At 50.9% G+C, this 11294-nt stretch carries 8 protein-coding genes; 7 read left to right on the top strand and 1 reads right to left on the bottom strand.

Going from position 1 to position 11294, the window contains the following annotated elements; translation table 11 throughout:
• Positions 1-21: 21 nt before the first annotated feature.
• Positions 22-1452 carry an aldehyde dehydrogenase family protein gene (locus ACYVAM_RS26395; protein ID WP_461072720.1) on the bottom strand — a complete coding sequence of 477 codons (1431 nt, stop codon included), beginning with the start codon at positions 1450-1452 and terminating at the stop codon, positions 22-24.
• Between the two features lie 210 nt (positions 1453-1662).
• Between ACYVAM_RS26395 and ACYVAM_RS26390 the strand changes: the two genes are divergently transcribed.
• The 7 genes from ACYVAM_RS26390 to ACYVAM_RS26360 all read left to right on the top strand — a co-directional run bounded on the left by ACYVAM_RS26390 (position 1663) and on the right by ACYVAM_RS26360 (position 11246).
• Positions 1663-2859 carry a helix-turn-helix domain-containing protein gene (locus tag ACYVAM_RS26390; RefSeq protein ID WP_461072718.1) on the top strand — a complete coding sequence of 399 codons (1197 nt, stop codon included), beginning with the start codon at positions 1663-1665 and terminating at the stop codon, positions 2857-2859.
• Between the two features lie 280 nt (positions 2860-3139).
• Positions 3140-3910 (top strand): tRNA pseudouridine(38-40) synthase TruA, encoded by a 771-nt coding sequence (truA, locus tag ACYVAM_RS26385; protein WP_461072716.1) that lies wholly within the window; start codon positions 3140-3142, stop codon positions 3908-3910.
• A 96-nt stretch (positions 3911-4006) separates the two neighbouring features.
• Positions 4007-4615: a nucleotidyltransferase family protein gene (locus ACYVAM_RS26380; protein ID WP_461072714.1), complete on the top strand. Its 609-nt coding sequence runs from the start codon at positions 4007-4009 to the stop codon at positions 4613-4615.
• Positions 4616-4646: 31 nt separating this feature from the next.
• Positions 4647-5222 carry a DinB family protein gene (locus ACYVAM_RS26375; RefSeq protein WP_461072712.1) on the top strand — a complete coding sequence of 192 codons (576 nt, stop codon included), beginning with the start codon at positions 4647-4649 and terminating at the stop codon, positions 5220-5222.
• A gap of 83 nt (positions 5223-5305) precedes the next feature.
• On the top strand, positions 5306-7642 hold the full coding sequence (locus ACYVAM_RS26370; protein ID WP_461072710.1) for a glycoside hydrolase family 65 protein: 2337 nt from the start codon (positions 5306-5308) through the stop codon (positions 7640-7642).
• Positions 7643-7675: 33 nt separating this feature from the next.
• Positions 7676-8776: a hypothetical protein gene (locus ACYVAM_RS26365; protein WP_461072708.1), complete on the top strand. Its 1101-nt coding sequence runs from the start codon at positions 7676-7678 to the stop codon at positions 8774-8776.
• A 10-nt stretch (positions 8777-8786) separates the two neighbouring features.
• Positions 8787-11246, top strand: a complete 2460-nt coding sequence (locus ACYVAM_RS26360; protein WP_461072706.1) for a hypothetical protein — start codon at positions 8787-8789, stop codon at positions 11244-11246.
• Positions 11247-11294 lie beyond the last annotated feature (48 nt).

The following is an 11294-nucleotide window of genomic DNA, read 5'->3' as shown; positions in this document are numbered from 1 at the left end:
AATCGTGCGATCCGCGTTACCTTATAGATACTTCACTACAAAATGGATCAGTTTCTTTACCTTCTCCGTATAAGGCGGATAAATGAATTTCATGGTGCCGAACTCGCGCTGCATGACACCCCGCTGGTTGGAAAACTCCTGAAAGCTGAAAAATCCGTTCGATTTACCCAGGCCGCTGTTGTTGACCCCACCAAAAGGTAATTCGACATTGCCGAACTGGAGCAGCGTGTCGTTGACGACGGTGTCACCCGCCGAACTCCGATCCAGAATATACTGAATGGATTTTTGCTTGCGGCTATGGATGTACAGGGCCAGTGGTTTTTCGCGCTGGTTAACGATGCGGAGCGCGTCGTCCAGCTCGGTAAAGGTGAGCACCGGGAGAACGGGGCCGAAAATCTCGTCCTGCATGATCTGCATCTCATCGGTCACGTCTTCCAGTATGGTTGGCTCAATGAAATTTTCATGGGCGTTCATCTGCCCGCCGTAGGTTATGGTGGCTCCTTTGCCGACGGCATCGTTCACCAGCTCCCGAATCCGGTCAAAATGGTGATTGTTAACAATTCGGGCGTAACTATCTGAGGCTTCAACCGGCTTGCCATCAGGGCTGTACATGCTCGCTAAGGTATGGCGCAGTGCCTGAATGAAGGCCTGACGGATCGAGTGATGAACCAGTACATAATCGGGGGCAATGCAGGTTTGCCCGTTGTTCAGACATTTTCCCCACGCGATCTGTCCGGCAGCCTGGTTTATGTCGGCCGACTCGTCGACAATGGCGGGCGACTTGCCGCCTAACTCCAGCGTGACGGATGCCAGGTGTTTGGCGGCTGCCGTCATCACGACCCGCCCAACGGCCGGACTGCCCGTGAAGAATACATGGTTGAACGGGAGTTCGAGTAAGGCTTTCGAAACATCGGCATCTCCTTCAAACACAGCGGCTTCCTGAATAGGAAATAGCTCGGCAATCATCTTCCTGATCAGCCCGGCCGTATGGGGCGTCAGTTCCGACGGTTTCAGGACAGCCACATTGCCTGCGGCAATTGCCGACACCAATGGACGGATACTCAGCACGAACGGGTAATTCCAGGGAGCAATTATAAGCACATTACCTTTGGGCTCGTGGATCAGATGACTTTTGGTGCCAATCAGCGCGAGCGGAGTTGGCAACCGCTGTGGTTTCATCCAGCTGTTCAGGTGTCGTATGGTGTGTTTAATCTCGGCATGGAGCGCCATCAGTTCGCCCAGGACAACTTCGGCGGATGGCTTTCGAAAGTCATCGTACAGGGCTTGTTCAATACTGCTCTGGTGGACGTTGATCCAGGTCTGAATCCGTCGGATGCGTTCAATACGTTGCCCAGCCGTGGTCAACGCCATGTGGCGAGCATGCTGGCGTTGAGTAGCAAACACCGATTGTAGCTCATTGTGCAGGCTGGTTTCGGAAAGGAGGGGAGTCATACACTTGTTGATACGTGATTCTGTAAGTTTTGATTTGCTCAACGACTAACCCGAACGATAAGTAGCCTGGCTGCCTGGTAGGTTACCTTTGAGGTAGTTTCATCCCAGAGATTGCACTAAAAATACAAAAAAGCAGTCGAATCAATGGGTATTGGCATTTAAAACACGAAACGTTATCTTAGCTGAAACTTTAGCAAACCCTTATTCTGGATGACGCTCGTCAGTGACAACATCCGCTATCTGCGCAAACTGAATGGTCTGACGCAAGAGCAGTTTTCTCGTAAAATAAATATAAAGCGTTCGTTATTAGGTGCCTATGAAGAAGGCCGTGCCAATCCGAACGGGCAAAATATTCAGGCTATTGCCAAAGCGTTTAACACGACGGTTGAACTGCTGACGCGGCAGGATCTGCGCAAACTTCGCGAAACGCCGAATCTAAGCATTCCGCTCGGCCAGCCTGCCAAAGCGGCAGACTCCCGGTTGAACACAATCCGGACGGATGGGAAGGTTGATCCCGACGAGGATGACCCCTTTCAGCACCCCGATTTTCCGGATATTTTTGCCCAGCCCAGCCCTCCGGTTCCTGAGCCGCAACCTCTTTCATCCGTACTGAACAAGTATTACCGCACACAGGATGAAAATCGACCGGCCCCTGTTCCCCCGGTTATTTTGCCCCCCGTCCGACCAAACCAGGGACAAACAGAGCGGTCACAGCCGGTAGCGTTTAAGTCAGAACAACCTGTACAGGAGCGAAATCAGGCATCCCTGGATGAATTGTTCAAACCGCAGCCGGAACCACGAGCTACACCTCCAGCGCCTAAGCCGTCGGTAAGTTACCCGGCTGACTCGATGGCGTTTAACAATGTATATGAGGGCCCTGCCAGCTCAACCCGGCCACATGCCTCGGCTCAACCCATTGCCCCAACGATTCCGGTCGTGATGCAGCGCCAGTTTGCTGACTATTGTCAGCGCTATCAGCAGGCCGACTTTCTGCACCACCTACCGGCCATGCACCTGCCCACATTGCCCGAAGGCCATTACCGGGCGTTTGAAGCGGGTGATGACTTTGTTTTTCCGAAGGCATTGTTGGTGGGCAAGTTTATTCGAAACTGGTTCGACATTGCCGACGGCAAGCTCTATGTTCTGCTTATTCAACCCCAGCGTTCCGACGGATCAGGAGCTGGTATCGTTTGCCGACGGGTTTATAATCAGGTGAAAGTAAAAGGAACCCTGCTGTTAACTGCCGACCGTGCCGATATTCAAAATCGGGAAGTTGTGTTGAAAGATGTGCAGGAGGTGTGGGAGATCGCTGCATTCGTTAGTCAGCAACTGCCTCCTCCTGCGCCAAATACAGACCGCCTGAAGCAATTAGTTGATGAACTACGCTTTGAGGTCGAACGAATTTGACATGTCTTGCTCAGGTCCGTTCCCTCACTAGTTTGCCCATTTGCTTAAATGGATAATCTAAGTCATTGACAACTGGTTAGGAAAGGGTAAATTAGATTATTGTTTTGAGTACAGGAAAGCGCTGGTCAATGAATCCGCGTTTGAGTCGTTCAAAATAGGTTTGATTTATGAGATTTTTCCTTCCTCTTTTAACTTGGGGGCTCTGGGGGCAGGTATTTTCCTGAAACCACAGCCCCCTACCGTTTTTAGCATGTCGATATAGGCTACTTTTGCCCCAATTATGCGTTATTTTCTTCAATTGGCATACAAAGGCACTGCTTACCACGGCTGGCAACGGCAACCAAATGGCTTGAGTGTTCAGGAAGTACTCGAAACAGCACTTAGCACTATATTACGGCAACCTATTGCCATTGTGGGTAGTGGGCGAACCGATGCGGGCGTGCACGCGGGTGAACAATTTGCTCATTTCGAATTTGACAACAGTCTGCCCACCAACCTGTTGAGGTCAATAAATAGCCTGATTCCACCGGATATTGCGGTGTATGACTGCTTCCCCGTTCGTTTTGATGATCATGCCCGGTTTACCGCCATATCCCGGTATTATCAGTATACAATCTGCCGCCGAAAAGACCCGTTTCGCGACGAGCTTGTCTATGTGTTTACCCTCCCCCTGGCCGTTGAGCGCATGAACGAAGCGGCTAATCGACTGTTGTATCATCTGGATTTTGAAAGCTTTAGTAAAGTCAAAACAGATGTCCTGACATTTAACTGCCAGATAGAACGAGCCGAATGGGAGCAGCACACCACCGGTGATTTGATCTTTCATATTAAAGCCAATCGGTTTCTGCACGGTATGGTTCGGGCAATCGTTGGCACCTTGCTGGCCGTTGGACAGGGGCGCTTGAGCGTAGACGATTTCGATCAGATTATTCTGGCGCGTGATCGACGGAAGGCCGGGCGAGCCGCCCCGGCTCAGGGGCTTTCCCTGGTCGAGGTCGGTTATCCCGTCGAGGTGTTTGCCGAACGAATAAGCGAAAGAGCGAATGAGTGAAAGAGCGCCTGTGCATCATTTTTACTTTTTCGCTTGGCTTCGTGTGGCTTTCACTCTTTCACTCTTTATTTCGTACCTTCAAGTAAAAAAGGAATTTTGTTAAGAATCGGAACGATCATATTAGCCGCTGGCGACTCGTCACGAATGGGGGGCGAACCCAAGCAGTTAATCAGCTATAAAGGCCAGTCGCTTTTACGACGGGTAACAGAAAGTGCACTGGCGCTACAACGTGGGCCCGTGGTTGTTGTTTTAGGGGCTAACCGGGCTCAGATCGTACCTGAACTCAGCGGGTTACCCATCACGCTGGTCGACAATGCAAGCTGGCCAACCGGTCAGGCATCGTCGCTGAAGACAGGGCTGGCCGCCCTGTACATCATCAATAAGGACATTGACGCCGTTCTCGTGCTGCATACCGATCAACCGCTGGTATCGCTCGGCTTGTTGCAGCACATGGTTGACGTGCAAAACGAAGAAGGTAAAGGCATCGTGGCCTGTCGCTATGATACGCAGATTAGTGTACCGGCGCTGTTTCACCGTAATTACATCAACGAGCTCCTCCAACTGGAAGGCGATAAGGGCGTTAAATGGGTGATTGTCCGGCATCGGAGCGACTGTTCGGAAGTGCCGTTCGAAGCCGGAGCCATTGACCTGGATTCCAGACGGGATCTGGACCTGTTTCAACAGGTAATCACACATACCCTGTAGAAGCCGATGATCCGAATCTGTTAATAAGTCCATGCAAAAACTAGCCACTGCCAGCGAGCTTCAAACACGCCTTCGAACCGTTCTTGATCTCGTTGAACGGGAGTTCGCTACGCTAACCGAGGAGCAGCTTCGATGGAAACCCGCGCCCGACCGATGGAGTATCGTTGAGTGTTTGCAACACCTCAATCTGGCCGAGCGGTTCTATATTCATAATATTCAGCACAAGGTGGATGCGCTGGGGCTGATACAGACAACTCCCGTCGACCAGCTTCTGGTGAGTGATCTGGTGGGCAAAGCCATGTTGGTGGCGGTTGATCCACAAGCCAGGTTAAAGCTGCCAGCACCGGGTGTAATTTATCCGAGAAAAGCGGCTGATCTACTACCTGATGATGTAGTTCGGCAATTTGTGGACCTGCAAACCTTATTGAGCACCCAGTTGACTAAAGCGGTTTATCTGGACTGGAATCGGGAGAAAGTGATGTCGCTTTTTGGGAACTGGCTCAAACTCCGGCTGGGTGATGCGTTCAGGATGCTGGTTGCTCATACCGAGCGGCATATAAAGCAGGCCATGCGGGTAAAAGCAGAAATGGATACTTTTGTGGCTTAGTATAACTCTAAACTCATAGATTTTCGCTTCTGAACCCTATTATTGCAATGGTTCGGAACCGAAAAGCTAAATGACTGGTGTTGATGAAAAATTATATTGTTCAGGATTCCTGGAATATTGTTGAAGAAGGGTTTCACCGTGACTTTAATGAAATTACCGAAAGTGTCATGTCACTGGGTAATGGCCGACTTGGTCAGCGCGGGAATTTTGAAGAGAAATTTACGGGAAAAACCTTACAGGGTAACTACGTTGCCGGTGTCTATTACCCCGATAAAACCAGGGTAGGGTGGTGGAAAAACGGCTATCCTGAATACTTCGCCAAAGTGCTGAATGCGGCCAACTGGATTGGTATCGACATTGATATTGAATATGAATCGCTCGATTTGAACCACTGCGAGGTACGGGATTTCAAACGGGTGCTGAATATGCAGGAAGGTTATCTGGAACGTTCATTTGTTGCCATTCTGAAGAGTGGCCGCGAAATCCAGGTAAATGCCAAACGGTTTTGCTCCATCGTTGACGACGAAGCCGGAGCCATTCGCTATGCCATCAAACCGCTGAATTTTGAGGCTAAAATAACCATCACCCCGTACATCAACGGCGATATCCGCAACCGCGACGCCAATTATGATGAAACGTTCTGGGATGAAGTGCGGAAAGAAACCGGTTATGGCGAAGCATATATCGAGCTTCGAACGCGCAAAACGGGCTTTCACGTCGCCAGCGGTATGTGCGTCGAGATTGAGCAGGATGGTGTAAAAGTCGATTACCAGTCGCAGCCCATCAAGTACGAGAAATATGTGGCCAACCGCATCACGCTCGATTGCCGGAAAGGCCAGGAAACGGTCGTGTATAAATATGCCGTGAACCTCTCATCGTTGAATTACGATTCGGACACGATCATTAAGGATGCCCATCAGTACATTCAGCGAATTACCCGAAAAGGGTACGAAAAAATGCTGTTTGAGCAGAAACAGGCTTGGGCCGATAAATGGAAAACGAACGACATAATCATCGAAGGGGATATTGCCGCTCAGCAGGGCATCCGGTTCAATATTTTTCAGCTCAATCAGACCTATACCGGTGAAGATGAGCGATTGAATATCGGGCCGAAAGGCTTTACAGGGGAGAAATACGGCGGATCGACCTATTGGGATACCGAAGCCTACTGCTTGCCCTTCTACCTCGCCACGGCCGACCAGAAAGTGGCGAAAAATCTGCTTGTTTACCGGTACAAACAACTCGGGAAAGCCATTGAAAATGCGCAGAAACTCGGTTTCCGGGCTGGTGCCGCACTCTATCCGATGGTGACCATGACGGGCGAAGAGTGCCATAACGAATGGGAAATCACGTTTGAGGAAATCCACCGGAACGGCGCCATTGCCTACGCCATTTATGACTACGTCCGCTATACTGGCGACGAACGGTATCTGGTCGACTACGGGCTGGAAGTACTCATTGCCATTAGCCGCTTCTGGAGCCAGCGGGTCAACTACTCAAAAGCCAAAGATCAATACGTGATGCTGGGCGTGACGGGCCCGAATGAGTACGAAAACAACGTCAACAACAACTGGTACACCAACTACATTGCGGCCTGGACACTCCGGTACACCACCGAAGCCGTTGCGAAAGTGAAGGCGATCGACCCGTCGGCCTACGCGGAGCTGATTGACCGGATTCACTTCCGCGAAGAGAAAGAATTAGCCACCGCCCGGCAGATCGTGGAGAAAATGTACTTGCCGAAGGATGACGCCTTAGGCGTTTTTCTGCAACAGGAAGGCTTCCTGGATAAAGATCTGATGCCCGTTTCGGATATCCCCAAAGGGCAACGGCCGATCAACCAGAACTGGTCGTGGGATCGGATTCTGCGGTCGTGTTTCATCAAGCAGGCCGACGTATTGCAGGGGCTATACTTCTTTGAGGATGAGTTCGATACCGAGACGCTGAAGCGAAATTTTGACTTTTATGAGCCGATGACCGTTCATGAATCATCGCTCTCGCCCTGTGTGCACTCCATTCAGGCATCGAAACTGGGCCTGAAAGAAAAAGCTTATGAAATGTACCTGCGTACGGCCCGGCTGGACCTGGATGATTACAACAACGACACTGAAGACGGTTGCCATATCACGAGCATGGCAGGAACGTGGCTGGCAGTTGTGAAAGGGTTTGGCGGCTTTCGGATCGAAAGCGGGAAAGGCACCGAGTCCCGGGTTATTCTCAATCCGTATTGCCCGGACAACTGGCAATCCCTGTCCTTTAAGATTCGTTTCCGGAGTGTGTTGTTACAGGTAACGACCACTCAGCAGGACGTAACGGTGCATAATTTCTCGGGAGAACCCCTTACCATTCAACTGCTCGGCAAAGAGGTGACGGTGAAGGCTGAGAGCCACAAAACCGTGAGCACGAAGGTTTTGGCCTAATTCATTCGTTGATTTATAACGCTATTTCGTAGAATGAGTGGTAAACGCGTCCGGTTTGAGGCCGACCAAATACAAGCGAAGTGCTTTTGTGTTTGGTCGGCCTTCTGGTTGCTGTCGGGTTGCTTTTTTTTGCTGGCCTGTCAATCGACTGAACAGCAGAAAGCCACAGCACCAGGGGTAATAACGCCTGCGTTTTACCACTGGAAATCGACCTTTTCGCCCACGCGCCCGGAACTGGAAACACTGAAAGCGCTAAACGTTCAGAAACTGTATATCCATTTTTTCGACGTCGATTGGGATGCCCGAACGCATCGGCCGGTACCGAAAGCGTTTGTGCGCTTCCGGCAAAAGCCCGTTGGCAACGTGGTGCCGGTGATCTTTATTACGAATCGGACGCTGCTGAACCTGTCGCCGACCGGGATCGCTGAACTGGCCACTCATATTAAACAGGCTGTTACACAAATCAGCCAGCAGAACAGGATTCGCTTTGGTGAAGTACAGGTCGACTGCGACTGGAGTCCCCGAACCCGCGACCGGTATTTTCGGTTGCTCTCGCTGCTGACTAAACAGTTTTCCTGCCCACTCTCGGCAACCATCCGCCTGCATCAAATCAAATACACTGACCAAACGGGTATTCCGCCCGTATCGCGCGGGATGCTGATGCTCTATAACGTGGCGGACTGGAAACGGGCCGACACGCGTAACTCCATTTATGATGCTGACGTAGCGAATCAATACCTGTCTTTTTTGCCTACCTATCCACTGCCGCTGGATGTTGTGTTGCCGCTATTTCGCTGGACGGTTGTGTACCGGCACAATCGTTTTCTGACCTTTCTGAATAACGTTGATCGTAAAGCGCTGGTCAACAGTTCATTTCTGGCTCCACAAGCCGATAGCATGCGGTTTATGGCCACGCGGGACACCGTCGCGCTGGGATTATCCGTGCAACGGGGTGACCTGTTTCGGGCAGAGGCTGTTCCGGCTGAAACACTGGTGAATGAAAAAAAACGATTACTGCGTCAGATTCAGAACCAACGGATTACATTTGCTTTGTACCACCTCGATTCAACGGCACTAGCTGCTTATTCTCTTGAAACGCTTCAAACACTTCTTGGCAATGGGTCGCTTCCGTAGGCCTGCCTTCATGCTTTTTGTGCTAATTGGCTTTGCCTGTGGCCCCTCGTTCGATCCAAACGAGTTTATGAGTTTTTTCATGCCCGAAGCGGGCAATGCTCAGCCGGAAGACAGTCGCTATATCTTTACCCCGCAGTTTTATAATAATGCAGAAATCGCTGAGCAGTACGGGGAAAATCCGGTGCCCGTCGTTGATGAAAATATAGAAGCCTGGGTAAATTATACCGGTAATAAGGTGCCGGATACGTTGGTGAGCCGGGCACTATATGACGAAGAAAGCTCCGCCGTTCGGGTACTAACCTCAAGTTTAGATCGAAACAACCCTGAAGCCGTTGCTTATTTGAGTTTTGCCTGGGCGGCCGATAATGGGCAGGGCAGCCCCTGGAACCCAAACGCTTCCCAGGCCGATAGCGCACAGCTACCACAAGAACTTGATGAGGCCAAAAAGCGCTATCAGATAACAAAAGACCCTTTCCTGAAAGAACGGTATGCCTTTCAGGCAGTGAAGCTTGCCAGCGAAATGGGTAAGCCTAACCAGGCGCAGCAACTCTATGATCAATTGGTTAGTCCATTGCCAAAAAAGACCTTTATCAGCGATTGGGCTCTGTGTCGTCGGGCGGGGGCCAGCCTGGCCGTGGGCGATACGGCAAAGGCTATTTATGAATTTGCGCAGGTATTCGACCGGTGCCCGTCGCGCCGTAAAGCTGCCGAAACGAGCCTCCGGAAATATGGTATCCAGTTTCGGGAAAAGGCCCTGGACTATGCCAGAACGGATGAAGAACGGGCGGCTGTGTATGCGCTCTGTGCCATTCAGCCGGGCATTCCGCTCGGCGGAACCGATGCGCTGACCATGCTGAAAGAAGTTGTTCGGCTGACACCCAAAAATCCCCTGATCGAGCTGATTATGGCGCGGGAAATCAATCGGAATGAGTACTATTTTTTCATGACCGACGAGGAGTATACACGCAACAACATGAGTCAAACACCCGATTCGCTGGGGTTTGCCAACCGGAAAAGCCAGGCGCCCTCGTATTTTGATCAACTGCGTTCGTTTGCACTCGAATCGGCCAACAATAAAGCACTGGCGGACCCGGCATTCTGGTACACGGCGGCCGCGTATCTAGACTATCTCGGGAAAGATTACGTGGCGGCTCAAACGCATCTTGACCAGGCGGCTCTGTTGCCCCCAACCAATAAAGCGTTGACAACGCAGATTGCCGTACAGCGGATGCTCCTCTTATCGGCTCAAACCGAAACTATTACGCCCGAAACCGAAAAGCAGCTGATTGGCTATCTGGAAGCGTTCGACAGCACTGGAAATTTCCGAATTAATAACGCCTACATTACGGTCTGTAAGCAGTTTGCCGCCAAGTACACGTATCAGGAAGCGCCTAAAAGTGGCTGGTTGTCGAGTTGTAGCCGTTCCAAAACGCAGCCGGTGAATGGCAACGACCAGGCTAAATCCTATCTGTTTACCATTCTGACAACCCAACCTGGCACTGGTACCTATTTTGCGAGCACAACTGAGCCTCACGCCATCGAGGATACGGTTTCATCGGCCACTATTCGGGAAACAATTCGGTTTATCAGTCAGCCAAATCAAACTGACTTTGACAAACGATTGATCATGTTATCGGCTTTGACCCCTGACCAACTGACCTTGTTGCTGGGCCGTCGGCTGATGATGGAGCACCACTATGCTGAAGCGGCCGATGCGTTCGGCAAGGTAAATTCCAAGCTGTGGCAGACTGAACCCTTCACGCTCTACTTTAACACCAACCCATTCGCTGTTAAAATGCCACGAGTCGTGGCAGCCGATCAAGCAGGGGCGGCCAAAACCACATCGACGTCGACCGAAGTGAACTTCCCGGCAGAGCAGCAGGCAAATACGTACACACCCGTTCAGTTTGCCCGGCATATGGCTGATTTAGAGACGCAAGCCAAATCCGCTACGGGTGATCAGGCGGCTGAACTTTATTATCAACTGGGGTGCGGGGCCTGGAATCTGAGCTGGTATGGTAATGCCTGGCTGCTCGTAAAGTCGTACTGGAGTGCGGGAGAACCGCCCGTATATGATGTGCCGACCGACCCGGTTGCCAAACAAAAACGCTTCGATGAGCTGATGAACACGGATTATTATACGACATCGCACGCCAGAGGGTATTTTGAACAGTCGGCAAAAGCGGCCAAAACCATTGCCCTTGCCGACCGATCTGCGTACATGGCCGCCCGTTGTGAAGACCATGCGTTTGCTGTGCAGCGCTCGATCGAGCAGATCAGGAACGGGTATGTATATGAGGAAGATTCTACGTTTGTAAAAAATATGCTGGCATTGCGTAAAACGAAGTATGCCAGCGCCTATACCAAATTTTTCAAAAATCACCGACGAAGCTTATTCGATAAAGAAATGATTCGTGAATGCGCCATGTACAAAGATTTTTTGACGTTTGGTGAGGAGAACGAGAAGTGACGAAACCGTGTAGATTCTCTCCTTAGATAAAAACAATCTAATTCAGCT

The organism is Spirosoma horti, from assembly GCF_054776595.1.
Note: the sequence above shows the minus strand (reverse complement) of the source record. Positions and strands in the feature narration are given on the sequence as shown.

Coding starts and splice junctions, on each gene's coding strand:
- ACYVAM_RS26395 (WP_461072720.1), bottom strand. CDS start 1,452: ATGACTCCCCTCCTTTCCGAAACCAGCCTGCACAATGAGCTACAATCG.
- ACYVAM_RS26390 (WP_461072718.1), top strand. CDS start 1,663: ATGACGCTCGTCAGTGACAACATCCGCTATCTGCGCAAACTGAATGGT.
- truA (WP_461072716.1), top strand. CDS start 3,140: ATGCGTTATTTTCTTCAATTGGCATACAAAGGCACTGCTTACCACGGC.
- ACYVAM_RS26375 (WP_461072712.1), top strand. CDS start 4,647: ATGCAAAAACTAGCCACTGCCAGCGAGCTTCAAACACGCCTTCGAACC.
- ACYVAM_RS26370 (WP_461072710.1), top strand. CDS start 5,306: ATGAAAAATTATATTGTTCAGGATTCCTGGAATATTGTTGAAGAAGGG.
- ACYVAM_RS26365 (WP_461072708.1), top strand. CDS start 7,676: ATGAGTGGTAAACGCGTCCGGTTTGAGGCCGACCAAATACAAGCGAAG.
- ACYVAM_RS26360 (WP_461072706.1), top strand. CDS start 8,787: ATGCTTTTTGTGCTAATTGGCTTTGCCTGTGGCCCCTCGTTCGATCCA.